The following is a 24858-nucleotide window of genomic DNA, read 5'->3' as shown; positions in this document are numbered from 1 at the left end:
CGACATATGGTGGAGCGCGCCCGGGAATTCCCGGGCGCGCTTTTTAATGGAGCGCCCGGCCCGCGCAACTGATGCTCAGGCCATAGCGTTGTGATGATGTGTTCTTCATATTTATTCTCGACGTGCGGCCAGGGGGATCGAAAGATCCGGTAACCGGCCCTCCCCGTATGGGTAGTGGTGTGCGCATGCGTGAGGGCTGTGGAGGGACCGTCATCCGCTCGGTACATCCGACGGTTTCTTCGCGTGGACCGGTTGCCGGTTCCCGTGTCCGTAGCAGGTGACCTGCGGTTCAACGTCCCCATCGCAGAGAAGGAGAACGCCATGACGTACGAGCGTCCCACCATCGCCAAGGCCGGCAGCTTCCGCAAGGTGACGGGCCTGGCCGGCAAGACCGCGAAGGACTTCCTCGGCGCCCACCAGCTCGTCTGAGGCAGTCCGGCAGGGGCCCGCTTTTTTCACAGGTCGAGTCCTTTGACGTATGACGTGTGACGAGCGGGGAGCCCCCGGGATCGGGGGGTGATGGCCATGCGCCATTCACCCCCCGATTTCTGTCCGTTGGCAATGCGTCGCCGAGTCTTCCCGAGTCTTCCCGGACCTTTACGGGCTTTGCCGAGCCCGGCCGGCCGGGCTGCCGACCGGAGGTGCGTCATGGATCGCTCTTCGTCCCTGTCCGCCCTGTCCACCTGGTTTCTCGCCCTGCCCGACACCGCCGCCGAAGCGGTCGCGGAGCTGGCGGCCAGGGCCCGCCCCCACGCGCACCGGGCCGTGCCGCACCCCTCCGGCCGGCCGTGGCTGCTGGGCCGCTGGGCGCAGGACGCGCTCACGCTGGGCGGGGCCGGGGACGTCCGGGTGGCGGTCCTGGGCGAGCACGTGGTGACCCCGACCCAGGCGGCGCGGGCCGCCGAGGCCGTGCGGGTCGCCGGAACCCCGGATGCGGTCTGCCGGTTCGGCTCCGCCTGGCCGGGCAGCTTCCACCTGCTGGCACGCGCCGCCGACGGACGCTTCCGCATCCAGTGCGGCGCCGTCGGCATACGGCGCGTCTTCCACGCCCGCGTCGGCTCCGCGACCGTGGCCGCCGACCGGGCCGACGTGCTCGCGGACCTGCTCGGCGCCGACCTCGACGAGGACCGCCTCGCCCTCCAGCTGCTCGCCATGGGCCTGCTGTACCCGCTGTCCTCCCGCCCCGTCTGGCACGGCGTGGAGGCCCTGCCCGCGGGCGGCCGCCACCTGACCGTCGGACCCGACGGCCCCGCCCGCACGGGGCGCTGGTGGACGCCGCCCGAGCCGGACGTCCCGCTGCACGAGGGCGCCGTCCGGCTCGCGGACGCGCTCACCGCGGCCGTGGGGGTCCGTACCCGGGGCCGCTCCCTGATCACGTGCGACCTCGGCGGCCTCGACTCCACCGCGGTCTGCTGCACGGCCGCGCAGGGCGACGCGAAGGTCGTCGCCTACACCGCCTGCGCCCGCGACCCGCTCGGCGACGACGCCCACTGGGCGCGCCGGACCATCGAGGCCCTGGGCACGGTGGAGCACCACGAAATCCCCGCCGACCGCGTGCCGTTGACCTTCGACGGCCTCGACGCCTTCGACGACCTCCTCGACGCGCCCTCGCCCATGGCCGTCGACCACGACCGCCGCATGAGCGTCGTGCGCCTGGCCGCCGAGCGCGGCTCCGACCTCCACCTGACCGGCATCGGCGGCGACGAGGTGCTGAGCGGGGCCTCCGCCCGCCTCCACGGCCTCGCCCGTACGCACCCGCGCGCCGCGCTGCGCCAACTGCGCGGCTACCGGGCCAAGTACAGCTGGCCGCGGCGGCAGGTGCTGCGCCAGCTCCTCGACCGCCGGTCCTACCCGCACTGGCTGGAGCGGGTCGCCGCGCACCTCACCGCACCGCCGTCGGCCGTGAACGCGCCGCTGCTGGAGTGGACCGAGTCGCCGCGGATGCCCCCGTGGGCCACGCCCGAGGCGGTGGCCACCGTACGCCGGCAAATCCGCGCCGCCGCCCGGGACGCGGAGCCGCTGGCCCGGGACCACGGCGGCCACCGCGAGCTGGCCACCCTGGAGTACACCTCCCGCTTCGTCCGGCACATGGGCCAGCTGTCCGGGGCGCTGGGCATCGCCTGCTCGGCGCCGTTCTACGACGACCGCGTGATCGAGGCGGGCCTCGCGGTACGGCCGGAGGAGCGCATCACGCCCTGGCGGTACAAGCCGCTGATCGTCGAGGCCATGCACGGCATCGTGCCGGACGCCAGCCGCACCCGGGCCACCAAGGCCAATGCCTCGCTGGAGGAGGAGGCGGGCCTGCGCGAGCACCGGCCCCGGCTGCTGGCTCTGTGCGAGGACTCCCGCCTCGCCCGGCTGGGCCTGATCGACGTGCGCGTGCTGCGGGACTGGTGCCTGCGCCCGCTCTCGGTGGAGGAGGAGAGCGCCCTGCTGCACACCACCGTGGCCTGCGAGGTGTGGCTGCGCTCGCGCGAGACCGGTACGCGCTGAAGCGCACCGAACGGAACGCATCGAACGGAACGAACAGCCCCGAGGGGCCCCGAACCGAAAGGCGTGGAAGATGTCGCTCCGACTCCGCTCCGGAGTGGTGATGACCGAGACCGACTACGGCATCGCCCTGCTCGACCAGACCACCGGCGAGTACTGGACCCTCAATCCCACCGCCGCGCTCGTCCTGCGCACCCTGCTCGACGGCGGCTCCAAGGGGGCGGTCGCCCACGTGCTGACCGCGCAGTACGACGTGCCTTTCGACGAGGCGGCACGCGACGTCGACCGCATCTACGGCGAGCTGCGGACGGCCAGGCTCCTGTCCGGGACGCGGCCGTGAGCACACCGGAGGCGGTGCCCTACCGCCCGGACACCGTGCCCCTCGCCACCCGCTGGGCGGCCCGCTCGGCGGTCGCCCTCGCCCACCTGCTCGCCACCCAGCCGCCCGGGCGCATCCGCACCGTCTTGCGGTGGCTCCGCCGCGGGGCCCGGCCCGCGAGCCTCGCCGAGGCGACGGACGCCAGGCAGACGATCCTGGCCGTCAGCCTCTCCAGCGGAGGACAGAAGGGCTGCCTGCCCCGGTCCCTGGGGACCGTCCTGCTGTGCCGCATGCGCGGCCAGTGGGCCGTGTGGTGCGTGGGGGCCCGGACGCAGCCGCCCTTCGCGGCACACGCATGGGTCGAGGCGGAGTCCGTCCTGGTGGGCGAGGGCGCCCCGGCCGACTACTTCCAGCGCTTCTTCACAGTGGAGTGAGACCCATGAGCGTGGCACCGGAACCACCGGAGCGGCAGCGGCACGCGGGGCGCCGGGCCCTGGCCCGGTACCTCCGGCCGCAGCGCCGGGCCATCCTCGGCGGCGCGCTGCTCGGACTCCTCGGCGGCGCGCTGGGCCTGGCCCAGCCCCTGGCCGCACAGCGCCTGCTGATCGACCTCGACCAGGGCCGCTCGGTCACTCAGGAGATGCTCATCCTCGGCGGGCTCGTGCTTGCCGGGGCGGTGCTCGTCGCACTCAGCCACCTCGTCCTGGAGCGCACCGCGGAGAAGCTCGTGTGCACCGCCCGGCGGGGTCTGACCACGAGGCTGCTCCTGCTGCGCGTGCCGGTGGCCGAGCGCCACGACCCGGGCGACCTGATAGCCCGGCTCACCGCCGACACCACGCTGCTGCGCCAGGTCGCCACCCAGGCGATGGCCGCGGCCCTCACGGGCACCGTGATCACTGTCGTCACGGTGCTCATGATGGGCGTGCTGGACCCGGTGCTGCTCGCGGTCACCCTCGCGGTGATCGTGTTCATCAGCACCGTCAGCGGCGTCGTGGTTCCCCGCATCGGCCGGGCCACCCGGCAGACCCAGGAGGCCGTCGGCGGCATGGGCGCCGCCCTGGAGCGTGCCTTCGGTGCCTTCCGCACCGTCAAGGCATCCGGGGCCGAGCAGCGCGAGATCGCCCGCCTGCACGAGGCCGCCGAGCGGGCCCGCCGGTCGGGAACGCGCGCCGCGTCCTGGGAGGCCGTCTCGGACACCGTCTGCCAAGTGGCCGTGCAGGTCTCCTTCCTGGTGGTCCTCGGCGTGGGCGGAGTACGCGTGGCCTCCGGCGCACTCGCCGTCTCCACGCTCGTGGCTTTCCTCCTCTACCTCTTCTCCCTGGCGCCCCGCATCAGCCAACTTGCGAGTGCGGCCGGGCAGTTCCAGGTGGGTGCCGCGGCGGCCCTGCGGATCCGGGAGGCCGAGCAGATGGCCGTCGAGGACACCGGCGGCGCCCCGGCCCCGGCTGCGGACCCCGGCTGCGGCCCCCGCCCCGCGTCCGTCGCCTTCGACCGCGTGCGCTTCGGCTACCGGCCCGAGCTGCCGGCCGTGCACCGCCGCATCTCGTTCACCGTGCCCGCCCGGGGGCTGACGGCCTTCGTCGGCCCGTCCGGCGCGGGCAAGACCACGGTCTTCTCCCTCATCGAGCGCTTCTACGAGCCGGACGGCGGCCGCGTCCTGCTGGACGGCCGGGACATCCGGCACTGGCCCCTGGCCACGCTGCGCGCCGCCATCGGCTACGTCGAGCAGGACGCGCCCGTCCTCGCCGGAACCCTGCGGGAGAACCTCCTCCTCGGCGTCCCCCACGCCACGGACGGCCAGCTCCACGAGGTACTGCGCCGCGCCCGCCTGGAGGACCTGACCGCCCGCCTGCCGGAGGGCCTCGACACGGCCGTGGGCCACCGCGGCAGCATGCTCTCGGGCGGGGAGCGCCAACGCGTCGCGATAGCCCGCGCGTTGCTGCGCAGCCCCCGCCTGCTGCTCCTGGACGAGGCGACTTCGCAACTGGACGCGGCCAACGAGGCGGCCCTGCGCAGCACGGTCGCGGACGCGGCCCGGACGACGACGGTCCTGGTCGTCGCCCACCGCCTGTCCACGGTGACCAGCGCCGACCGCATCGTGGTCATGGAAGCCGGCCGCATCCGCGCCGTGGGCACGCACGCGAAGCTCATGGCGAGCGACGAGCTGTACGGGGAGCTGGCGGCGACGCAGCTGCTGTCGGGGTGAGGGGGCTTCCGGTTCAGGTGACGGGGCCGGTGAACTCGTGGCGTTCGTCCGCGGCCCGTACTGCCTCCAGTGCGGCTTCCCACTGGCCGGGGTTCTTGTCCTTCGCGCGTGAGACCAGCCAGTCCACGGCCCGCCGTGCCGGGTCGGTCTGCTCGGGTTCGGTGCCGTGCTCCTTCGTCATGCGGGCACCGTAGCCGGGGCATGCCGCTCGGGTGGGCCAGTGTCCGACGGACGTGCACTCAGCGGCACCCCGGCCCACCTTCGAGTGAAGGTTGTTGATGTGTTGACACTGGTCGGCGGTCCCCGCGGGGATCATGCGAGGCGTACCCTCGTATCGAGACGGAGCACGCCATGGCCAAGTGCGACACCTGCGGCAACGACTACTGGCTGGCCTTCGAGGTCAAGACCATCACCGGCGACACCTACACCTTCGACAGCTTCGAGTGTGCGATCGGCAAGCTCGCGCCCACCTGCGAGCACTGCAAGAACCGCATCATCGGCCACGGCGTCGAGGTCGCGGGCCGCTTCTTCTGCGGGGCGCACTGTGCGCGCGAGGGCGACACGGGGCTCGGCCAGGAGATCCGCGACACGGTGGGGGCGCACCCGGGGTGACCGCTGCGGTGGACGGGGGCGCCTCGACGGGGGCGCCTTACACCCTCGCCCGCAGCCACGGCCAGACGCGCGGCAGCCTGCGCACCGGCCAGATCAGCAGCCACGACCAGCTCGCCGCGATGGCGGAGCCCAGGGCGATCAGGACGGACATGAGGGCGACGGCGGCGATCGAGGCGTTGTTGAACACCTCGCGTACGACCTGCTGGTGAGTGACCTCCGGCGCGCGCAGCGTGCCGGAGGAGCGCAGCCGCAGGGCCATGACGGTCATCAGCAGGGCGGCGAGCCCGATGGTGGCGGCGTAGGTGGTCGTGGCCTCGGCCGTCCCGCCGTACTCGCTCATCAGCCGAGTGGGAAAAGGTAGTACGGCGATGACGGCCAGCAGCGCGAACTCCAGGCGCACCATGGCGCGGTCGAGCGCGCCGATCAGGCTGAACAGCCTGTGGTGGCCGAGCCATATCGCCCCGACGATCACAAAACTGAGCAGGTAGGCGTAGAGCTTCGTCAGCGCATGGGTGAGCGCGTGGCCCAGCTCCGCGTGGGTGAGCCCCTCCGGCACTTGGATCTCCAGGGCCAGCAGCGTGATCGCGATGGCGGTCACGGCGTCGGCGAAGGCCAGCAGTCGGTCCACTCCTATGACGTAGGAATCGCGTGCCACGGCGGACAGCGTATGGGGCGAGTCGGCAGGTTACGGAAAATCTGCGCTAAACCGCACGATCGGATGAAGTGCTCACCTTCGGGGTTGTTTCCATAGCGGAAAGTCTCGTGTTGCCGACCCGGAAACTCTGTGCTTCACTTTCCGTCATGGCAACTGATGAGAACTCGCGGCCGTCACGGCCGTCCATGCCGTCCCGGGAGAGCGCGGCTCAGGCCCTGGCCTTGGCGGAGCAGGCGCAGGAAGCGGTCGAATCCATCACGCCCGGGTTCGGGTACAGCGCGAAGCTCGCCGTGTGCCTGGCCGGGGTGTATCTGTCCCACCTGCTGCCCGAGCCCTGGGACTTCGTGGGGATCGTCCTCATGTACGTGGGGATCCTGACCGTCATCGTGCTGCAGTTCCGCGACAGCGGCGTGCGGCACCGGATGACCCCGACCGCGAAGCGCGACATGCTCGTCGCCGGTGTCTTCACCTTCGCGCTCTACATGGGTGCGCTGTACCTGGGCAACCACCAGGGCATGCCGTGGATATGGGTACCGGCGGGCCTGGCGGCCTCAGGGGGCATCCTGGTCCTGGACAGGAACTCCCGTAAGAAGGGCATACCCGCACAGTGACCACCCCCGAAGACGGCTTCAACGAGACGATCCACGCGCCGAACCGCCTCCGGATCTGCGCCGCGCTCGACGCCGTCGAGGAGATCGAGTTCGCGACGATGCGCGAGACGCTGGGGGTGAGCCCGTCGGTGCTCAGCAAGCATGTGACGGTGCTGTCGGACGCGGGGTACGTGGAGCAGCGCCGAGCAGTGCGGGACACGCGCCAGCGTGTGTGGTTGCGGCTGACGAAGATGGGGCGTGCGGCTTACCGGGCGCACCTGGCGGCGCTTCGGGCGATCGTCAATGCGGATTTGGGGGACGGGTGAGCCGAGGCCGGTGGGTCGGGCCCGGGGCGGGTTTGGCATGGTAAGCGGGTGTTTATCGCTTTGTTCATGCTCATGGTTGTGCTCGCGGTGCCGGTGGTCGCCTTGGGGCTGCTCGTCAAGGTTGTACAGGTGGCGAAGGCTCGGCGGCTGTTCCGGGTGGAGGGTGCCCGGGCATGGGTGCACGGTGCGGGTTGGCTGCTGGCGCTCGGGGTCATGACGTACGGGCTGGGGATCTGCGGCATGTTCCTCGCCGACGAGCCCGATTGGTGCCCGGTGATTGTCTTTTCGGGGGACCCCGACCCCTCCGCGGAGCCGCCTCACGCACGACTGGAGTCCCACTGGCTGCCGCTTTCGGCACGGTGCGTGTCGGACGTCGACAAGCCGGTGGAGCTGGTGCCGGGGTTCGTCGAACCGGCGCTGGCGACCTGCCTGGCCGGGGCGGTGGTGTGCGCTGCGGTGGCGGGCGGAGCGGCGTACACCGCCAGGCGGCGGGTGGCGGTCCACGGGTGAACGTCAGGCCGTTTTCTGCGTTGCCCGCGTTGGCGGCGGTAGCGTGACTGGATCACCCGCTCCGCGATGGAGGACTCCGTGAGTGTGCAACTCGGTGGCCCGTGCGAGCCACTGATCCCTATGCCGGAACTTACGCCCAAGGCTCTGAGGGATGCCGTGGCAGAGATCGCGCCGAGTGAGCTGCCCGAACTCGCTCAGCATCTCTTCGGGGCGGCGACGAATTCACTGCAGAGGCAGAGCCTCGCCCCGCTGCGAGCATTCGTCCACTCGTGGGCGGTGTTCGTCGCGATCCAGCGCCACCCCGAGCGGGCCGCTCGCAAGCGTGAACTCGAGCGAATCATCGACAACGGCGAGCCAGGTTCAAGGGAAGCCGTCTCGGAGATCAGGGAGATTTTGGAGACGGCACAGGCCGAAGCTGGCCTGTGATCACGGCCGGAGCTTCGCCTCGCTGACGGCGGTGACGAAGGTTTGCCAGGCGGGGGTTGGGAAGAGGAGGGCGGGGCCGTGGGGGTTCTTGCTGTCGCGGACGGGGACGGTGCCAGTGGTGGCGTGAGTGGGGGCCCATTCGAGGCATTGGCCGCCGTTGGGGCCGCTGTGGCTGGACTTGACCCACGCCCTGCCCATCGCCAGGCAATTGCCGCCGTTGCTGCTGCTATAGCTGGACCTCACCCACTCGGTGCGTATGAGGCCGTCGATCGGCTCGCCAACTTCTATGCAGTCCCCACCGTTGCAGCTGCTGTAGCTGCTCTTCCGCCACGTGACCTTCGACTGACTTGCGCGGGTCATGAGCCAAGCTCCTTCATGTGCGTGCGGATCAGGTCGGCCGACGCTTTCGGCGACAGGGCTGCGGCCCTGATCAGGTCATACGAGTACGACGCAGCGCTTGTCTCGGCCTCGTCTACTGCCATCCGGCCTTGCGGGAATCCGTCGACGTGCAGCACGTCTGCCCCCGTCTGGAATCCCATGATCGTGAATGAGCCGTTCAACCCCGGGTGCGGTGGGGCGTTGAGAGGGACCACCTGAATCACCGTACGGGGCTGCTCACCTGCCGCCAACAAATATTCGAGCTGCCGCGCCATCGCCTGCCGCTCGACGACACAACGAAGCAACGCAGACTCGTCCATGACGAACCAGGTGCGGGGCGGGTCGTCCCGCTCGAAGAGACTCTGCCGGGTCATACGGGCGGCTACCAGATCGTCGAGGCTGTCCGGCCGCCCACCGGCAAGTACTGACCGCGCGTACTCCTCCGTCTGCAGGAGTCCTGGAATCAGCTGGCTGTCAAAGACCCTGAGCCAAGCGGCATCCCGCTCCATCTCGATGTACGGCAGGAACCAGCTCGGGTAAGCGAACTTGATCACCAGCGGATACAGCCGCCCGAAGTGCCCGCCCGTGCCGAACGCCGCGTCCAGGTCCTCCGCCAGCTCCTCCGCAGGCACCCGCTTCGCGGACTCCACGTAGCTGATCAACGCCTGCGTCGAGTGGGCCAGCTTCGCGGTCTCCGTCTGTGACTTGCCCGCCTCCGTGCGGACCCGGCGCAGCTCGGACGCTTCGCCGCCTACGGCGGGCTCTGGCGGGACGTGCCGCCGAGCGACAGCCCCTCGTCCCACCACCACCGGAACGACGCGACCGGCAGCGGGCCCCGCCCGGACGCGGACGGGCGCTCGGCCAGCAGGGCAACCGCCGGCGGGCGGTCCATACCGTAGCGCGGGGCACGGGCCGACCAGTCGAAGACGCCCCGCACGAAGTGGCCGAGGCTCACAAGGAACCCGCGCAGCGCGGGACTTGCGGAGATCATGACCCCCTCGCGGAGCTGCAGGAAGCGGAGCATCACCGCGTCGTGGATCGCTGCCGCTCGGGCAAGGGCCTGGCCGAGCGTGCAGCCGTCCTGCCGCATCAGCGTGTCGACGACGTTCTGGTCGGCCTCGTCCTCCCGGCGCTCCTTGGCGTAGGAGTAGAGGTCGTTGATCAGAATGGCGCAGACGACGGCCATGTCGGTGAGGGCCTGCACCGCCGGGGAGTCCAGCTCGCGCTCGGGCAGCGGGCAGCCGCCCGCGATCTCCAGGTACGTGGTCAGGAGCCGCCCGCCGAACGTGCCCAGCCGCATGGCGAAGTAGGACTCCAGGTCGTCGGCGGCGATACCCGATTCCTCTCGCGCGATCTGCCAGGACACGCCCCAGAACCACGCCCGGTGGGCCTCCTGGCAGCGCCGCCACTGCGCGGGCGTGGCGTGGTCGCGGGCGCGTCGGGCGAGGTCGAGGAGCGGGGGCGCGCACGGGTCGTCGGTGAGGGGCGGGGAGTGCGGGTACTGGAGCTGGTGCAGCAGCGCGGCGGCCAGCCGGGCGAAGTCGCCGGGGCGGGTGCTCCACGGCTTGGTGTCGCACCGCAGGTCGTCGAAGGCCAGCATGAAGTAGCAGAAGTCCGCGTAGAGCTGGAGGCGTTCGGAGGGGCCGCGGGGCACGAGCCGGGCGACGAGTTCGGCGCAGCGGGTGTCGGCCTGCCGTCGGAGCGTCGCCTCCTCCGTAAAGAAGGGGAACGCTCGCATCCAGTCCATCGAGCGCTGCTCGATAGCCCCGGCCCCGGGGTGGAGCGCGGGGGCGATGGGGATGTAGAGGGGCGGAAGGTCGACGTCCATGGGTCCGGTTCCCTATTCCGTATCTGGCCGCGCGGCGTGGTCTACACCGCCGGGGTGATGACGACGGTGGCGACGACGCTGATGGACTTCAGCCCGGTGGGGCCCGTACAGCCCGTGAGGTCGATCTTGGACTTGGTGGGGTCGATCGCCAGGGTCCAGGTGCCGTTCTTGTAGCGGCCGTCCGAGAAGCCGCCGCTGAGCGGGTTCTGGACCTTGAGCAGGTCGCCGACGGGGTGCATGCCCCAGGTGTAGGTGCTGCTGGGCTGGGTGTCCTTGGCGTCCCAGTCGACGTGGTTGGCCGGGTCGCTGCCGCCGTAACTGCCCGCGGTGCAGGTCACCTTGGAGCCGGTGCCCGTGGTGACGAAGTCGCCCATGGTCATGGCGGGGTCCCCGGTGCACTTGCGCAGGGTGCCCTTGGGGGCGTCGATGGTGGCCTTGACGTCCTGCGGGGCGATGGTCAGGCCCGGCTCGAACTTCATGGTCCAGGTGTTCTCGCAGGTGATGGTCGCGGGTGCCTCGGCGGCGGAGACGTCGTACACGTCGTAGGCGAAGAGCCCCGCGCACAGGGCGCAGGCCGCTATGAGGGCGGTGGTGGGGGAGGCGAGCTTCATGCGAGCGCTCCTCGGGTGCGGTGGTGGGGTACGGAGAGCAGGGCGCCGCCGCTGACGGCGAGGGCGGCGAGGATGTAGACGGGGACCACGGCGGGGGTGCCGAACCATTCCGTCGCCCGCGCCGTCAGGACCGCGGCGAGCGTGCCGCCGAGGAGCCCGGCCAGCTGGTAGCCGGTCGCGGCCCCGCTGAGCCGTACGCGGCCGGGGAACAGCTCGGCGACGAGGGCGGCCTGCGGTGCGTACATGGCCGCGAAGGCCACCAGGGCGAGCAGATAGGCGCCCACCAGGACCGGCAGCGAGCCGCTGTGGAAGAGCGGAAGGAAGGCGGCCGTCCACACTGCGGTGCCCAGGGTGCCGGACAGGCAGACGCGCCGGGCGCCGTGGCGGTCGGCGAGGGCGCCGAAGAGCGGTATCAGCGCGATGAGGGCGAGCGGTGCGAGGACCGCGAGCGCCAGCAGCGCGGGGAAGGGGAGTCCGGCGACGTTGAGGAAGGCCAGGACGTAGCTGAAGGAGAACGTGAACAGCACGACGTCCGCGCCGGCCGTCATGGCCACGGCGGTGATCAGCCTGCCGCGGTGCTGCCGGAACAGTTCGGCGAGCGGGCGCGGGGAGCGGGTGCCGGTCGCGTACAGGGCATGGAAGGCGGGCGTCTCCGCGATCCGCATCCGTGCCCACAGCCCGGCCACGACCAGGGCGGCGGAGAGCAGGAAGGGCAGCCGCCAGCCCCAGTCGACGAACTGGGCGGGGGTCGTCAGGGCCGACACGGCCGTGACCACGCCGAAGGCCAGCAGGTTTCCGGCCGGGGCCCCGATCTGCGCCCAACTGCCCACCTTCGCCCGGGACCCCGGGGCCGCGCACTCCAGGGAGACGACGGCCGCGGCTCCCCAGGCGCCGCCGAGCCCGAGCCCCTGGAGCAGGCGCAGGGCGACGAGCAGGAGCGGGGCGGCGAGGCCGATCCGGTGGTAGCCGGGCAGCAGGCCGATGAGGCCGGTGGCGGCTCCGGTGAGGAGCAGGGTCGCCGCCAGGACGGGGCGCCGGCCGCAGCGGTCGCCGAGGTGGCCGAAGAGCGCTCCGCCGACCGGCCGGGCCACCAGCCCGGCCCCGTAGAGCCCCGCGGCCGTGAGCGTCTCGGCGAAGGGCGTCAGGTAGGGGAAGAACTGGTGCTTGAAGACCACCGCGGAGGCGTCGACGTACAGGAAGAAGTCGTACCAGACCAGCGTGGTGCCGATGAGGCTGATGACGATCAGCCGGCGGACGTCACCGGTACTGGCGGGCATATCGACTTCACCGACTTCACCGACTCAACTGTGGGCACACGTGGGCAATAAAGCGACTTATGCCCGAAAAACTATGTCGAGTCGGCAATGCCTGCACCGCGGACGGTGCGATGGGGTGATGAGGCGATCACGAGGGGCGCCGCCCCCGGGGCTACCGCCGCCGGGCCCCGCCCTTGATCGTGGCGCGCAGGTACTCGCGGTTCATCGTGCTGATGGCCGTGAGCGGGATGCCCTTGGGGCAGGCGGTGGCGCACTCGCCGGTGTTGGTGCAGCCGCCGAAGCCCTGCTCGTCCATCGCGCCGACCATGTCCAGCACCCGCGACTCCCGCTCCGGGGCGCCCTGCGGCAGGACGTTGAGGTGCACCACCTTCGCGGATGTGAAGAGCATGGCCGAGCCGTTGGGGCAGGCGGCCACGCACGCGCCGCAGCCGATGCACTCGGCGTGCTCGAAGGCGAGGTCCGCGACGGGCTTGGGCACGGGCGTGGCGTGGGCCTCGGGGGCGGAGCCGGTGGGTACGGAGACGTAGCCGCCGGAGCCGATGACGCGGTCGAAGGCCGAGCGGTCCACGACCAGGTCCTTCACCACCGGGAAGGCCGCGGCGCGCCACGGCTCGACGTCGATGGTGTCGCCGTCGCGGAAGTGGCGCATGTGGAGCTGGCAGGTGGTGGTCCGCTCGGGGCCGTGGGCCTGCCCGTTGATGACCATGCCGCAGGCGCCGCAGATGCCCTCGCGGCAGTCGTGGTCGAAGGCGACGGGCTCGTCCCCGGCGAGGATCAGCTCCTCGTTGAGGTGGTCCAGCATTTCGAGGAAGGACATGTCCTCGCTGATACCGGTGACCTTGTACGTGGTCATGGCCCCGGCGTCCTCGGGGGTGCGCTGGCGCCAGATGCGCAGGGTGAGGTTCACGCGTAGCTCCGCTTGGTGGGGTGGACGTACTCGAAACGCAGGTCTTCCCTGTGGAGGACGGGCGCGCTGCCGGTGCCGGTGAACTCCCAGGCGGCGGCGTAGGAGAACTCCTCGTCCTTGCGCTCCGCCTCGCCCTCGGGCGTCTGGCTCTCCTCGCGGAAGTGGCCGCCGCAGGACTCCGAGCGGTGGAGGGCGTCGAGGCACATCAGCTCGGCGAGTTCGAGGTAGTCGACGATGCGGTTGGCCTTCTCCAGCGACTGGTTCAGCTCCTCGCCCGTACCCGGCACCTTGATTCGTCGCCAGAACTCCTCGCGCAGGGCCGGGATGCGGTCCAGGGCCTTGCGCAGGCCGGTCTCGGTGCGGGCCATGCCGCACTCGTCCCAGAGCAGCTCGCCCAGCTCGCGGTGGAAGGAGTCGGGGGTGCGGTCGCCGTCGTTGGCGAGCAGGCGGCGCAGCCGCTCGGTCACGCCGTCCACGGCCTCGGTGACCGCCGGGTGGTCCGGGGGCACCTCGTCGTGGGAGTGGCGGGCCAGGTAGTCGTTGATGGTGGAGGGCAGCACGAAGTAGCCGTCGGCCAGGCCCTGCATCAGCGCGGAGGCGCCGAGGCGGTTGGCGCCGTGGTCGGAGAAGTTGGCCTCGCCGATGGCGAAGAGGCCGGGCACGGTGGTCTGGAGGTCGTAGTCCACCCACAGGCCGCCCATGGTGTAGTGGATGGCGGGGTAGATCCGCATCGGAACCTCGTACGGGTCCTCCGCGGTGATCCGCTCGTACATCTCGAAGAGGTTGCCGTACTTGGCCTCGACGGCCTTGCGGCCCATGCGCCTGATGGCGTCGGCGAAGTCGAGGTAGACGCCCTGGCCGCCGGGGCCGACGCCGCGGCCCTCGTCGCAGACGTTCTTGGCGGCGCGGGAGGCGATGTCGCGGGGGACGAGATTGCCGAAGGCGGGGTAGATGCGCTCCAGGTAGTAGTCGCGCTCGTCCTCGGGGATCCCGGCCGGGGGCCGGGTGTCGCCCTTCGCCTTGGGGACCCAGATGCGGCCGTCGTTGCGCAGCGACTCGCTCATCAGCGTGAGCTTCGACTGGTGGTCGCCGGAGCGCGGGATGCAGGTCGGGTGGATCTGGGTGAAGCAGGGGTTGGCGAAGTACGCGCCGCGGCGGTGGGCGCGCCAGGCGGCGGTGGCGTTGGAGTTCTTGGCGTTGGTGGAGAGGTAGAAGACGTTGCCGTAGCCGCCGCTGGCGAGGACCACGGCGTCGGCGAAGTGGGTGTCGATCCGGCCGGTGATCAGGTCGCGGGCGACGATGCCGCGGGCCCGGCCGTCGACGACGATCAGATCGAGCATCTCGGTGCGGGCGTGCATCTCGACGCTGCCCGCGGCGATCTGCCGGCTGAGCGCCTGGTACGCGCCGAGGAGCAGCTGCTGGCCCGTCTGGCCGCGGGCGTAGAAGGTGCGGGAGACCTGGACGCCGCCGAAGGAGCGGGTGTCGAGGAGGCCGCCGTACTCGCGGGCGAAGGGGACGCCCTGGGCCACGCACTGGTCGATGATCTCGACGGATATCTGCGCGAGGCGGTGGACGTTGGACTCGCGGGCGCGGAAGTCGCCGCCCTTGACGGTGTCGTAGAAGAGGCGGTGGATGGAGTCGCCGTCGTTGCGGTAGTTCTTGGCGGCGTTGATGCCGCCCTGCGCGGCGATGGAGTGGGCGCGGCGCGGGGAGTCCTGGTAGCAGAACTGCACCACGTGGTAGCCCTGTTCGGCGAGGGTGGCGCCCGCGGCGCCGCCCGCCAGGCCGGTGCCGACGACGATGACCGTGTGCTTGCGGCGGTTGGCGGGGTTGACCAGCTTGGCGTCGAAGCGGCGGCGGTCCCAGCGCTCGGCTACGGGCCCGTCCGGGGCCTTGGTGTCGGCGACGGGCTCGCCGGTGGTGTAGGCGCTGTATTCGGTGCACCCGGTGTTCTCGGTCATGTCAGCTCACGACTCCCGTCATGACACCGATGGGGACGGCTGTGAAGCCGCAGGTCAGAAGGGCCGCCAGGCCGTTGGCCAGCAGCTTGAGCACCCGGTCGCGGCGCGGGGAGTTGGCGCCCAGCGTGTGGGCGGCGCTCCAGAAGCCGTGCCGGATGTGCAGGCCGAGGGCGAGCATGGCGAGGATGTAGAAGACGGCGACGTACCAGCGGTCGAAGGACGCGACGACGTTCTCGTACGTCTTGCCCTGCTCGGCGTTGGGGTTCACGGTGAGCGTGGTCAGGTCCAGGATGTGCCAGACGATGAACAGGCCCAGGATCACCCCGCCCCAGCGCATGGTGCGTGTGGCGTAGCTGGTCCGCTGCCGCTTGCCGACGTACTTCGCCGGGCGGGCGGCGAGGTCGCGGCGGCTGAGTTGGTACGCGGACACGCCGTGCAGCACCACCGACACCGACAGGCCCACCCGCGCCAGCCACAGGAACCACTCGCGGTGCAGGAACGGCTCGCCGATGGTGCGGATCCAGTGCGCGTAGTGGTTGAACTCCCCGGCCCCGAAGAAGATCTTCAGGTTGCCCATCATGTGGGCCACCAGGTACGCGAGCATGATCAGGCCGGTGACGGCCATGACCGCCTTCTTGCCGACGGTCGAACGCCACACGGAGCCGATGAGGGACGGGGGTTTGGCCGTCCGGGTCGCCAGTGCCATGACACCCGACGCTAGGACGCGGCCGCACGATGCGTCCAAGACATGATGACGCTGGTTTCCATAGGCAATTCCTATGCATGTCCCTTCTCCGTGTCTAGCATGGCGGGGTGCAACTCCAGCAGCTCCGCTACTTCGCCACCGTCGCCGAACTGCGGCACTTCACCCGCGCCGCCGACGCCCTGCATGTCGCCCAGCCCTCGCTCTCCCAGCAGATCCGGGCGCTGGAGCGGGAGTTGGGGGCCGAGCTGTTCCACCGGGCGCGGGGGAACATCACCCTCACCGACGCGGGCGAGGCGCTGCTGCCGCTGGCCCGGCGGATCCTCGCCGACTCGGAGACCGCACACCGCGAAGTGCAGGAGGTGGCGCAGCTGCGCCGGGGTCGGGTGCGGCTCGGGGCGCCGCCGAGCCTGTGCGCGAGCCTCGTGCCGGACGTACTGCGCACGTACCACGCGCGGTTCCCGGGGATCGAGCTGTACGTCGACGAGGGCGGCTCGCAGGACCTCGTCCGCCGCCTCGCCGACGGCGGGCTCGACCTCGCCCTGATCGTCACCCCGCTCGGCGTCGGCACCCCGGCGCTGGCGACGACGGAACTGCTGCGCGAGGACCTGGTCGTGGTCTCGGCCCCCGGCGGCCCCGCCCCCACGCGGCGCCGGCGGATCCGGGTGGCGGAGCTGCGGGACCTCCCGATGGTGATGTTCCGGCGCGGCTACGACCTCCGCGAGATCACCACGGCGGCCTGCCGCGCGGCCGGCTTCGAGCCCTCCTTCACGGTGGAGGGCGGCGAGATGGACGCGGTCCTGGGCTTCGTCCGGGCGGGCCTGGGCCTGGCGGTCGTCCCGGGCATGGTCGCGGCCCGGTCAGGGCTGCGGGTCACGCCGTTCGAAGGGGAGCGGATGCGGCGGACGGTGGCGGTGGCCCACCGCAAGGACGCACCGCCGCCGAGGGCGGCACGGGAGCTGCGGCGGGTGCTGCTGGAGCATCTGGGGGTGGAGGAGAAGTGACGGGCTCAGAGCCCGCTGCCCACCCACACCCCGGCGAACGCCGCCCCCATCCCCGCCACCAGACTCCCCGTCACATTCGCCACCGCATACCCCCGAGCCCCGTCCTGCGCCAGCCGCAGCGTCTCGTACGAGAACGTCGAGTACGTGGTCAGCGCACCGCAGAAGCCCGTGCCCAGCAGCAGGCGCAGCCGGTCGTCCGCCGCCGCGCCCGTCAGGACGCCCAGGATCAGGCAGCCCACCACGTTCACCGTGAACGTCCCCCACGGGAACACGGAGTCGTGCCGGGACTGGACCGCGCGGTCCGTGAGATAGCGGAGCGGGGCGCCGACCATGGCACCGGCCACCACGAGCAGCCAGTTCACCCGTCCGTCCCCCCTGTGCGGCCGGCGTAGTGGACGACCTCCACCTCGTCGAGGGTGATCAGACCCTCGCCGACCAGCTCCTTCACGACGGGCAGAAAGGCCCGCACGCGCTCCTCCGTGTCCACGATCACCACCGCCACCGGCAGGTCCTCGCTCAGGGACAGCAGCCGCGACGTGTGGACGACGGAGGACGCGCCGAAGCCCTCGATGCCCCGGAAGACGCTGGCCCCGGCCAGCCCCGCAGCATGGGCGCGGTGGACGATCTCGGAGTAGAGGGGACGCCCGCCCGCCGTGTCGGACTCGCCGACGTACGCCGTCACCCGCAGCGCATTGCCGTGCAGCCTCATCGTGCCGCCCTCCGTGCGATCAGGAACCGGGTGGCCGTGGCCGCCGCCCAGACCGCGGCCAGCGCGGCGACCAGGGTCGTCGCCGTGTAGGCGAGGGCCGTCACGACGCGGCCCTTCCGCACCAGCTGCTCGGCGTCCACCGCGTAGGTCGAGAAGGTCGTGAAGCCGCCCAGCACCCCCGTGCCGAGGAAGGGGCGGGCGAGGCGGTGCGGGGTGCCCAGCTCCGTGATCGTCACCAGGAGGATGCCGATCAGCGCACAGCCCACCGCGTTCACGAGCAGGGTCGTCCAGGGGAAGGCGCCGGACGGCGTCGGCCACAGCAGGGACGAGCCGTAGCGGGCCGCCGCGCCCACGGCGCCGCCCACCGACACGGCGCAGACCACGGGCCCCTGCCCGGCGGCGGCGCGGCGCGCCGCGGGAGCCGGTCCGGGGGGATCCGTTACCGCTGCTCCCTGCTGTGTCGTGCCCATCGGCCCAGGCTAGCCCAGGCCCCCCGGCGGGCGGCCCGCCACCGCCGCCAGGCAGGCCTGGGCGCGGTCGGCGTCCATCAGCCAGTCCTGGTAGTCGGCCGGGTCGGCGTAGCCGTTGACGTAGCGGTGCGCGATCGACGGGTGCTCGGCGGCCGCCGCCAGGACCTGCTGGAAGTGCTCGGGCAGCGGGCCCAGCACCAGATTGGTGAAGGCCGTCGTGTGCCGGGCATGCTCCCACCAGGCGGCGAACGTCTCGTGCATCCACGCCCGGTCGAAGGGGCGCTCCCCGCGCTCCGTGATGGAGGCCAGGTAGCGGGCGGCGCAGCGGGCGGCGTTGTTCGACCCCTGCCCGGTGATCGGGTCGTTGAGGACGACCGCGTCGGCCATGCCCAGGACGTACGAGCCCGGGGCGACCTCCGCGACGGGGTGCCGGACCACAGGGGTGAGGCTGCCGGACAGGAGCGCGCCCGCGTCCGTCGGCCGGGCCCCGGCACACATCTCGTACTCCCAGGGGGCGTACGCGCGCAGCAGCTCCAGGGAGCGCGCCAGGGCGGCGCCGGGGTCGGCGATGCCGCCCCAGCAGTCGAGCGGGCTGCCGGGGCGCCCTTCCCAGAGCATGATGTCGCAGGGGCCCGAGGTGGTCAGCGCGGGCAGCAGGAAGTACTCGCCGGTCTGCGCGAAGGAGCACATGCGCGCCCAGCCCGGCGGCAGCTGCGGGTCCGGGGCCACGCCGTTCAGGTAGAGGCAGGCGAGGACGCGCCGGGGGCTGTCGTAGGGGCTGTGGCGCTCGTCGCGGCCGAAGACCTCGGCCAGCGGGCCGTGCCCGGAGGCGACGAGGGTGAGGTCGTGCGAGGAGGCGAGGGCGGGCAGTCCGGCGGCGTCCACCGTCCGGTACTCCACGCGGCCGCCCCAGTGCTCCAGCAGCTCGAGCCAGTGGGCCACCTTCAGGCGCTGGTCGACGGACTGGGCGGGCTGCTCCAGCGCGGCGGAGATGCCGCCCGTCGGGACGCCGGGCGGGTCGACGAAGTTCAGCCGGATGCCGCCGATCGGGGGCGTGGCCGCCTCCCAGAAGTTCAGGCCCGACTGCCGCTCCAGGGCGAGCGCCGGACCGTACATCAGCTGGGTGGACAGCACCCGGCCGGTGCGGATCTGTTCGGGCCGGCGGGCGGAGAACACCGTCACCTCGTAGCCCGCGGAGCGCAGCCCCAGGGCCAGCTGGAGCCCCGCCTGGCCCGCGCCGACGATCGCGATCCTGCGCATTGGTTGCCTCCGAAAGCTGGTTTCCGGGCCCACCCGTTGTAGCCGTCCGCGCCGCGCGCTGTACAGACGGCGCGCGCGCCCCGGGCCCGGCATCACCCTCGCCCTCGGGAACGGGAATCAATCGGCTGTTTCCGGCCAAATGTGGTCCGGTGGCGAGCGCGTATCCAACTATTCAGACTATTTGCGGCATTTTCGGACCCTGTGAGAAGACTGTCCAACTCCTGTCGCGATCCTGCGGCACGCTTGTGCGGGGTGTTCCCGCTCCGGGCCGGCGACGGACTGCCGAGGGACGCCGGAGGCGAACACCCGGAACCGCGGATGGGTGACACATGACCACGACAGAGGACACCACCAGGCTCGCCCCGCCTCCCATGCCCGCACCGCCGCCGCCCGGCGACACCCGGGCCCGGGTCGCGCTGCTCAGGCTCGTCAAGCAGACCGCCAAGGACGGCCCCGACGCCCGGGCCACCGAGGCGCAGTGGGCCAAGGGGAAGCTCACCGTCCATGAGCGGCTGGCGCTGCTCTTCGACGAGGGCTCGTTCCAGGAGACCGAGCAGCTGCGCCGGCACCGGGCCACCGGCTTCGGGCTGGAGGACCGGCGCCCGTACACCGACGGCGTCGTCACCGGCTGGGGCACGGTCCACGGCCGCACGGTCTTCGCCTACGCGCACGACTTCCGCATCTTCGGCGGCTCGCTCGGCGAGGCCCACGCCCAGAAGATCCACAAGCTGATGGACCTGGCGCGGGCGGCCGGGGCGCCGCTGGTCGGGCTCTGCGACGGGGCGGGCGCCCGGATCCAGGAGGGCGTCACGGCCCTGGCCGGCTACGGCGGCATCTTCCGCAGAAACGTTGCGGCGTCGGGGGTCATCCCGCAGCTCAGCGTGATGCTGGGACCCTGCGCGGGCGGCGCCACCTACTCGCCCGCGCTCACCGACTTCGTCTTCATGGTGCGCGGCACCGCGCAGATGTACATCACCGGCCCGGAGGTCGTGCAGGCCGTCACCGGAGAGCGGATCAGCCACGAGCGCCTCGGCGGCGCCGACGCCCACGCCGCGGTCTCCGGCGCCGCACACTTCTCCTGCGAGGACGAGGCCGAGTGCCTGGCCGAGGTGCGCTACCTGCTGTCGATGCTGCCGCAGAACAACCGCGAACTGCCGCCGTCGGCCCCCTGCCACGACCCCGCCGACCGCCGCTGCGAGGCGCTGCTGGACCTGGTCCCGGCCGACGCCAACCGCTCGTACGACGTGCGGCCGGTGATCGAGGAGATCGTCGACGACGGCGAGTGCCTGGAGGTGCACGCGGGCTGGGCGACCAACATCGTCTGCGCGCTGGCCCGGCTGGACGGCCATGTGGTGGGCGTCGTGGCCAACCAGCCCTCGTCCCTCGCGGGCGTGCTCGACATCGACGCCAGCGACAAGGCCGCCCGCTTCGTCCAGATGTGCGATGCCTTCAGTATTCCGCTCGTCACGCTCGTCGACGTCCCCGGCTTCCTGCCCGGGCGGGACCAGGAGCACGGCGGCATCATCCGGCACGGCGCCAAGCTGCTGTACGCGTACTGCAATGCGACGGTGCCCCGGATCTCCGTCGTCCTGCGCAAGGCGTACGGCGGCGCGTACATCGTCATGGACTCCCGGTCCATCGGCGCCGACCTCACCTTCGCCTGGCCGGCCAACGAGATCGCGGTCATGGGCGCGGAAGGCGCGGCCAACGTCGTCTTCCGGCGCGAGATCGCGGCCGCGGCCGACCCCGACGCCGTGCGCGCCGAGCGCATCGCGCAGTACCGGGAGGAGCTGATGCACCCCTACTACGCGGCCGAACGGGGCCTGGTGGACGACGTCATCGACCCGGCGGAGACCCGGACCGTGCTCATCCGCTCCCTGGCCGTGCTCCGGGCCAAGCGGGCCGACCTGCCGGCCCGCAAGCACGGGAACCAGCCGGTGTGAGCGCCGTGCGGGAGCGGGAGACGGAGGAAGAGGTGGTGGTCCTCCGCGTGCTGCGCGGGGACCCGGACCGGAGCCGGCTCGCGGCGGTCACGGTCGTGCTGCTCGCGCTGGCGCGGGGGCAGAGGGACGGAGGCGAGGCCGGTCCGGAGGAGGTGCCGTGGCAGCCGCCCGGCCCCTACCGGCCGCCCGGAGCGTGGTCGGTCTGAACGCTCTTCCGACTGTCATGACGGCGTGTCGGTGATTGACCTGACGGCGGGTCACCCGGACGCTTCACGGACGAAACTTTTGCACATTTCGGACGTTGATCCGGGCTCCCGGCCGTGAAAGCGGCCGGGAGTTCGTCCCGTACGACCAAGCAAAGGTGTCCTCCCATGTCACGAATCGCCAGGGCCGCAGTCGTCACCGCCGCCGTGGGCGCCACTCTTGCCGGTGTCGCCGGCGCAGCGGTCGCCGACGCCGGAGCCAAGGGTGCGGCTGTCGGCTCCCCGGGTGTTGTCTCGGGCAACGTCATCCAGATCCCGATCCACATCCCGATCAACCTCTGCGGCAACACGATCGACATCGTCGGTCTGCTGAACAACGCGACCGGCAACGTCTGCATCAACGGCTGACGCCCGTTCCGCGCAGTTGATCCACGGCTCCGGGACCTCCCCGGACCGGAGCCATAGGGGTGTTGATCCGGGCCCCGGCCGCAACCGGCCGGGGCCCGACCTGCACGACCTGAACCACCTGTACGAAAAGCAAAGGTGCTGTCTCCCCATGTCACGAATCATCAAGACCGCTGCCGTCACCGCCGTCGCGGGTGCCGCTCTCGCCGGCGTCGTCGGCGGAGCGGTCGCCGACTCCGGAGCCAAGGGCGTTGCCGCCGAGTCGCCGGGTGTCATCTCGGGCAACGTCATCCAGATCCCGATCCACGTCCCGATCAACCTCTGCGGCAACACGATCGACATCGTCGGTCTGCTGAACCCGACGTTCGGCAACACGTGCATCAACGGGGGCGTGAGCCGGGGGCACGGGCTCGCGATCCAGAACCTGACGCATGAGGGCCACCACCACGGCGAGGAATGACCCACGGCCCCGAGGCCCCCTCCGCCCCGGATCCGTAGTCGTGCGCCTGGCGCCCCCGGCCGTCGGCCGGGGGCGCCAGGCGCATTTTGCCCGCTTCGCCGCCCTGTCCCGCGCGGCATCCGAACGTAGGATCACTCCCTGACGATTGCGGCAGGCCAGGGGGCGGGGCGGGAACGCATGAACGGCGACGACATCCACAACAACGTCGAAATGGCCGTCAACTACGGCCTGGTGCTGCAGGGCAGGGACCAGCACTTCAACGGTCCGGTCCACTTCCACGGACCCGTGCACGGCGGCGCCGCGGTGAAGTCTTCGACGCCACGGCTGCTTTCACCGGAGCCGGACGTCTTCGTCGACCGGGACCCCGTGTTCGCTCGGCTGAGGAAGGCCGCGGCCGAGCGGAACGGGCGCAGCACACCGCTGATAGTGCTGCTGACCGGACTGGCCGGGATGGGGAAGACGGCCATCGCCCTGCGCTGGCTGCACCAGCTGAGACGGCACTTCCCCGACGGTCAGCTGCAGGCGCACATGAGCCCGCACGGTCATCTGGAGCCGCTGGACACCTACCCCGTGCTCCAGGGCTTCGTCCAGGAGCTGGGGACGCGCGCGGACGAGCGGCCCGCCGAGCGGGGCGCCCTGGAGGCCCACTACCGGTCGCTGACGGCGAGCCGCCCGCTCCTGGTCCTGCTCGACGACGTGGTGAACGCGGGCCAGGTGCGGCCGCTGCTGCCCGCACACCCCGGCAGCGTGGTCGTCGTCACCAGCCGCCAGCCGCTGACCGCCCTGAAGGTGCGGTACCCGAGCATGCTCAGCCTGACCCTGGGCAGCCTCGACGACGATGCAAGCGCCCGGCTGTTCCACGCCGTGGCCGGGGAGGACGCCACCCTGGCCGGGGCGGCCCTGGCGAGCGTGCTGACCGCGTGCGGCGGCTATCCGCTCGCCGTGCGCATCGCCGGGGCCCGCGCGAGCGAGCTGTACGAGCTGGGGGAGGACCCGGCCGGGCTGGTCCGCGAGCTGGGCGACCACCGAACCCGCCTGGAGGCGCTCGACATGGACGACCTCTCCGTCCCCCAGGTGCTGGGGGCCGTCTACCAGTCCCTGGCCGAGGGCCCGGCAGCGCTCTACCGGGCCCTGGGCGCGCACCCGACACCGGAGTTCTCCCGTGACCTGGCCAAGTGGCTGGCCGGGAACGACGCCGACGTGCGCACGCTCGTCCGCGAACGGGTCCTGGAACCGGCCGGGGAGGGGCGCGTGCGGATGCACCGGCTCGTCCACGACCACGCGCGGACGGTGGGGGTGCCGCTCGATGGGGCGCAGCCCGACGGGGCCGTGGTGGACCTGCTGATCGAGTGGTACCTGAGGCGTGCGGCGGTCGTGGAGCGGCTGGTCTCCGACCGCTGGCGGCACGCCCCGGTGTTCGCCGAGCCCTGGGACGCCGGCGCCGGCAGCGGCTTCGCGGATGCCGACGAGGCCCTCGACGACTTCGAGCCCGACCGCGCCAATGCGGTGGCCGTGGTGAAGCTGGCCGCCGCCCTCGGCCGGTACGCCGTGACCTGGCAACTGGCCGAGGCCCTGCGGGGGTTCTTCTTCCGGCGCAAGTACCACCGGGACTGGATCGAGGTGTGCCGGCTGGGCCTGGAGGCGGCGCTGCGGTGCGAGGGGGACCCGCTCGCGGCCGCCCGCATGCACTACGAGCTGGCCTTCGCCCTCGCCGACCGCGGCGCCGGGGCGGATGCGGATACTGATGCGGGTACGGATGCGGAGGAGGCAGGGCAGCACTACCGGCGGGCCCTGCACCTGGCGTCCCGTGCCGGGCACGCGCGCACGGAGTCCACCGCTCTGGAGGGTCTGGGCCTGCTCGCACTCCGCAAGGGCGACCCGGAGGCGGCCGCGGAGCACTTCCGGCAGGCGGTGCGGGCGCTGGACGGCGTCGACCACCCGCGCGGCCGGGCCCTTCTCACCTTCCACCTGGGGCGTGCGCGCAGCGCGCAGCGGCGCCACCAGGAGGCGGCGGAGCTGCTGCTGCGGGCCCGCCGGATGTTCGCGGACCTGCCGGGCCGCCCCGACCGCTTCAACGAGGCCAAGTCCCTCTGGCACTACGCCCGGGCCCGCCTGCGGGCCGACCGCCCGGACGAGGCCCTGCCGCGCTTGGACGAGGCCATCGCCTTGATGCCGGGCTGCGGTGCGCCGAAGGAGCACGCGGACATGCTGCTGGAGCGCGGTGATGTGCGGGTGGCGCTGGGGGAGCGCGAGGCGGGGGAGGGGGACTGGCGTGCGGCGCTGGCCCTGTACGTGAAGGCGGGGAGCGGGCTGGCGGGGAGGGCGCGGGAGCGGTTGGGGGAGGGGTGAGGGGTTCTTTCCCCGATCCCGCCCCTTCCCGGCTGTATCGATTTGCGGCTCCGCCGCGTGGGGGCTGCGCCCCAGACCCCGGACCGCGCTTCGCGCGCCACGCGGCGGAGCCGCAAATAGAGCGCAGCCTCAAACGCCGGACGGGCTGAATTTTCAGCCCGTCTGGGGGCACCTCCTGGGGGCACCCCCAGCGGTAGCTGGGGGAGGTAGCTGGGGGAGTTTGAGGACCGGGGGTCCGGGGGCAGAGCCCCCGAGC

The 24858-nt window shown here is 71.9% G+C and carries 30 protein-coding genes; 16 read left to right on the top strand and 14 right to left on the bottom strand.

Going from position 1 to position 24858, the window contains the following annotated elements; genetic code table 11:
* Window positions 1-321 precede the first annotated feature (321 nt).
* The 5 genes from AC1Z4A_RS10495 to AC1Z4A_RS10475 all read left to right on the top strand — a co-directional run bounded on the left by AC1Z4A_RS10495 (window position 322) and on the right by AC1Z4A_RS10475 (window position 5015).
* The gene (locus AC1Z4A_RS10495; RefSeq protein ID WP_483677634.1) at window positions 322-429 is read left to right on the top strand and encodes a keywimysin-related RiPP; all 108 of its coding nucleotides are present in this window, start codon (window positions 322-324) and stop codon (window positions 427-429) included.
* 219 nt (window positions 430-648) lie between these two features.
* The gene (locus tag AC1Z4A_RS10490; RefSeq protein ID WP_483677633.1) at window positions 649-2493 is read left to right on the top strand and encodes a lasso peptide isopeptide bond-forming cyclase; all 1845 of its coding nucleotides are present in this window, start codon (window positions 649-651) and stop codon (window positions 2491-2493) included.
* 70 nt (window positions 2494-2563) lie between these two features.
* Window positions 2564-2830 carry a lasso peptide biosynthesis PqqD family chaperone gene (locus AC1Z4A_RS10485; protein ID WP_483677632.1) on the top strand — a complete coding sequence of 89 codons (267 nt, stop codon included), beginning with the start codon at window positions 2564-2566 and terminating at the stop codon, window positions 2828-2830.
* Entirely contained in the window at window positions 2827-3243 is a 417-nt protein-coding gene (locus AC1Z4A_RS10480) for a lasso peptide biosynthesis B2 protein (RefSeq protein WP_483677631.1), read from the top strand. Before AC1Z4A_RS10485 ends, AC1Z4A_RS10480 begins: the two co-directional genes overlap by 4 nt.
* A gap of 5 nt (window positions 3244-3248) precedes the next feature.
* Complete coding sequence (locus AC1Z4A_RS10475; protein WP_483677630.1) at window positions 3249-5015, top strand: ABC transporter ATP-binding protein; 1767 nt, start codon at window positions 3249-3251, stop codon at window positions 5013-5015.
* Window positions 5016-5028: 13 nt separating this feature from the next.
* Here the strand turns inward: AC1Z4A_RS10475 and AC1Z4A_RS10470 are convergent, their stop codons facing one another.
* The gene (locus AC1Z4A_RS10470) at window positions 5029-5196 is read right to left on the bottom strand and encodes a hypothetical protein (protein WP_483677629.1); all 168 of its coding nucleotides are present in this window, start codon (window positions 5194-5196) and stop codon (window positions 5029-5031) included.
* A gap of 170 nt (window positions 5197-5366) precedes the next feature.
* Between AC1Z4A_RS10470 and AC1Z4A_RS10465 the strand changes: the two genes are divergently transcribed.
* Window positions 5367-5627 carry a Prokaryotic metallothionein gene (locus tag AC1Z4A_RS10465; protein WP_483677628.1) on the top strand — a complete coding sequence of 87 codons (261 nt, stop codon included), beginning with the start codon at window positions 5367-5369 and terminating at the stop codon, window positions 5625-5627.
* Between the two features lie 37 nt (window positions 5628-5664).
* On the opposite strand, the gene AC1Z4A_RS10460 is transcribed toward AC1Z4A_RS10465, so the two are convergent.
* Entirely contained in the window at window positions 5665-6282 is a 618-nt protein-coding gene (locus AC1Z4A_RS10460; protein ID WP_483677627.1) for a TMEM175 family protein, read from the bottom strand.
* A 146-nt stretch (window positions 6283-6428) separates the two neighbouring features.
* Here AC1Z4A_RS10460 and AC1Z4A_RS10455 point away from each other — a divergent pair, with 146 nt between their 5' ends.
* From AC1Z4A_RS10455 to AC1Z4A_RS10440, 4 genes are all read left to right on the top strand, one after another.
* On the top strand, window positions 6429-6893 hold the full coding sequence (locus AC1Z4A_RS10455) for a hypothetical protein (protein WP_483677626.1): 465 nt from the start codon (window positions 6429-6431) through the stop codon (window positions 6891-6893).
* Window positions 6890-7198, top strand: a complete 309-nt coding sequence (locus tag AC1Z4A_RS10450) for a transcriptional regulator (RefSeq protein ID WP_483677624.1) — start codon at window positions 6890-6892, stop codon at window positions 7196-7198. The genes AC1Z4A_RS10455 and AC1Z4A_RS10450 overlap by 4 nt, the downstream gene beginning before the upstream one ends.
* 66 nt (window positions 7199-7264) lie before the next feature.
* Window positions 7265-7708: a hypothetical protein gene (locus AC1Z4A_RS10445; protein WP_483677623.1), complete on the top strand. Its 444-nt coding sequence runs from the start codon at window positions 7265-7267 to the stop codon at window positions 7706-7708.
* Window positions 7709-7864: 156 nt separating this feature from the next.
* Window positions 7865-8134, top strand: coding sequence for a hypothetical protein (locus AC1Z4A_RS10440; protein ID WP_483677622.1), 270 nt, complete (start codon window positions 7865-7867; stop codon window positions 8132-8134).
* Here AC1Z4A_RS10440 and AC1Z4A_RS10435 read toward each other — a convergent pair whose 3' ends face one another.
* The 8 genes from AC1Z4A_RS10435 to AC1Z4A_RS10400 form a co-directional block, all read right to left on the bottom strand.
* Window positions 8135-8494 (bottom strand): DUF397 domain-containing protein, encoded by a 360-nt coding sequence (locus AC1Z4A_RS10435; protein WP_483677621.1) that lies wholly within the window; start codon window positions 8492-8494, stop codon window positions 8135-8137. It lies immediately after the preceding gene.
* Window positions 8491-9315: a helix-turn-helix domain-containing protein gene (locus AC1Z4A_RS10430; protein WP_483683554.1), complete on the bottom strand. Its 825-nt coding sequence runs from the start codon at window positions 9313-9315 to the stop codon at window positions 8491-8493. Before AC1Z4A_RS10430 ends, AC1Z4A_RS10435 begins: the two co-directional genes overlap by 4 nt.
* Window positions 9264-10340: a terpene synthase family protein gene (locus AC1Z4A_RS10425; protein ID WP_483677619.1), complete on the bottom strand. Its 1077-nt coding sequence runs from the start codon at window positions 10338-10340 to the stop codon at window positions 9264-9266. Before AC1Z4A_RS10425 ends, AC1Z4A_RS10430 begins: the two co-directional genes overlap by 52 nt.
* 41 nt (window positions 10341-10381) lie before the next feature.
* Window positions 10382-10951 carry a hypothetical protein gene (locus AC1Z4A_RS10420; RefSeq protein ID WP_483677617.1) on the bottom strand — a complete coding sequence of 190 codons (570 nt, stop codon included), beginning with the start codon at window positions 10949-10951 and terminating at the stop codon, window positions 10382-10384.
* Window positions 10948-12228 carry an MFS transporter gene (locus AC1Z4A_RS10415; RefSeq protein WP_483677616.1) on the bottom strand — a complete coding sequence of 427 codons (1281 nt, stop codon included), beginning with the start codon at window positions 12226-12228 and terminating at the stop codon, window positions 10948-10950. Before AC1Z4A_RS10415 ends, AC1Z4A_RS10420 begins: the two co-directional genes overlap by 4 nt.
* Window positions 12229-12379: 151 nt before the next feature.
* Entirely contained in the window at window positions 12380-13135 is a 756-nt protein-coding gene (locus AC1Z4A_RS10410) for a succinate dehydrogenase/fumarate reductase iron-sulfur subunit (RefSeq protein ID WP_483677614.1), read from the bottom strand.
* Window positions 13132-15096 carry a fumarate reductase/succinate dehydrogenase flavoprotein subunit gene (locus AC1Z4A_RS10405; RefSeq protein WP_483677613.1) on the bottom strand — a complete coding sequence of 655 codons (1965 nt, stop codon included), beginning with the start codon at window positions 15094-15096 and terminating at the stop codon, window positions 13132-13134. The genes AC1Z4A_RS10410 and AC1Z4A_RS10405 overlap by 4 nt, the downstream gene beginning before the upstream one ends.
* A 1-nt stretch (window position 15097) precedes the next feature.
* Complete coding sequence (locus tag AC1Z4A_RS10400) at window positions 15098-15802, bottom strand: succinate dehydrogenase cytochrome b subunit (RefSeq protein ID WP_483677612.1); 705 nt, start codon at window positions 15800-15802, stop codon at window positions 15098-15100.
* A gap of 107 nt (window positions 15803-15909) precedes the next feature.
* Here AC1Z4A_RS10400 and AC1Z4A_RS10395 point away from each other — a divergent pair, with 107 nt between their 5' ends.
* A complete protein-coding gene (locus AC1Z4A_RS10395) occupies window positions 15910-16803 on the top strand; it encodes a LysR family transcriptional regulator (RefSeq protein ID WP_483677610.1) in 894 nt (297 codons plus the stop codon).
* 5 nt (window positions 16804-16808) lie between these two features.
* Here AC1Z4A_RS10395 and crcB (AC1Z4A_RS10390) read toward each other — a convergent pair whose 3' ends face one another.
* Genes crcB (AC1Z4A_RS10390) through AC1Z4A_RS10375 form a run of 4 tightly spaced genes read right to left on the bottom strand, consistent with a single transcriptional unit; the run spans window position 16809 to window position 19242 of the window.
* Window positions 16809-17165, bottom strand: a complete 357-nt coding sequence (gene crcB / locus AC1Z4A_RS10390; RefSeq protein ID WP_483677608.1) for a fluoride efflux transporter CrcB — start codon at window positions 17163-17165, stop codon at window positions 16809-16811.
* Window positions 17162-17512, bottom strand: a complete 351-nt coding sequence (locus AC1Z4A_RS10385) for a DUF190 domain-containing protein (protein ID WP_483677606.1) — start codon at window positions 17510-17512, stop codon at window positions 17162-17164. Before AC1Z4A_RS10385 ends, crcB (AC1Z4A_RS10390) begins: the two co-directional genes overlap by 4 nt.
* Entirely contained in the window at window positions 17509-17982 is a 474-nt protein-coding gene (gene crcB / locus AC1Z4A_RS10380; RefSeq protein WP_483677605.1) for a fluoride efflux transporter CrcB, read from the bottom strand. Before crcB (AC1Z4A_RS10380) ends, AC1Z4A_RS10385 begins: the two co-directional genes overlap by 4 nt.
* A gap of 9 nt (window positions 17983-17991) precedes the next feature.
* Window positions 17992-19242, bottom strand: a complete 1251-nt coding sequence (locus tag AC1Z4A_RS10375) for a styrene monooxygenase/indole monooxygenase family protein (RefSeq protein WP_483677604.1) — start codon at window positions 19240-19242, stop codon at window positions 17992-17994.
* Between the two features lie 371 nt (window positions 19243-19613).
* Between AC1Z4A_RS10375 and AC1Z4A_RS10370 the strand changes: the two genes are divergently transcribed.
* The 5 genes from AC1Z4A_RS10370 (at window position 19614) to AC1Z4A_RS10350 (ending at window position 24602) form a co-directional block, all read left to right on the top strand.
* On the top strand, window positions 19614-21185 hold the full coding sequence (locus AC1Z4A_RS10370) for an acyl-CoA carboxylase subunit beta (protein ID WP_483683553.1): 1572 nt from the start codon (window positions 19614-19616) through the stop codon (window positions 21183-21185).
* Window positions 21182-21391: an acyl-CoA carboxylase epsilon subunit gene (locus tag AC1Z4A_RS10365; RefSeq protein WP_483677602.1), complete on the top strand. Its 210-nt coding sequence runs from the start codon at window positions 21182-21184 to the stop codon at window positions 21389-21391. Before AC1Z4A_RS10370 ends, AC1Z4A_RS10365 begins: the two co-directional genes overlap by 4 nt.
* A 165-nt stretch (window positions 21392-21556) precedes the next feature.
* Window positions 21557-21796, top strand: coding sequence for a chaplin (locus tag AC1Z4A_RS10360; RefSeq protein WP_483677601.1), 240 nt, complete (start codon window positions 21557-21559; stop codon window positions 21794-21796).
* A 148-nt stretch (window positions 21797-21944) separates the two neighbouring features.
* Window positions 21945-22253: a chaplin gene (locus AC1Z4A_RS10355; protein ID WP_483677600.1), complete on the top strand. Its 309-nt coding sequence runs from the start codon at window positions 21945-21947 to the stop codon at window positions 22251-22253.
* A gap of 177 nt (window positions 22254-22430) precedes the next feature.
* Window positions 22431-24602: an NB-ARC domain-containing protein gene (locus AC1Z4A_RS10350; RefSeq protein ID WP_483677599.1), complete on the top strand. Its 2172-nt coding sequence runs from the start codon at window positions 22431-22433 to the stop codon at window positions 24600-24602.
* Window positions 24603-24858: the final 256 nt, after the last annotated feature.

The sequence above is a fragment of the Streptomyces sp. 17_S59 genome, assembly GCF_056930295.1.
Note: the sequence above shows the minus strand (reverse complement) of the source record. Positions and strands in the feature narration are given on the sequence as shown.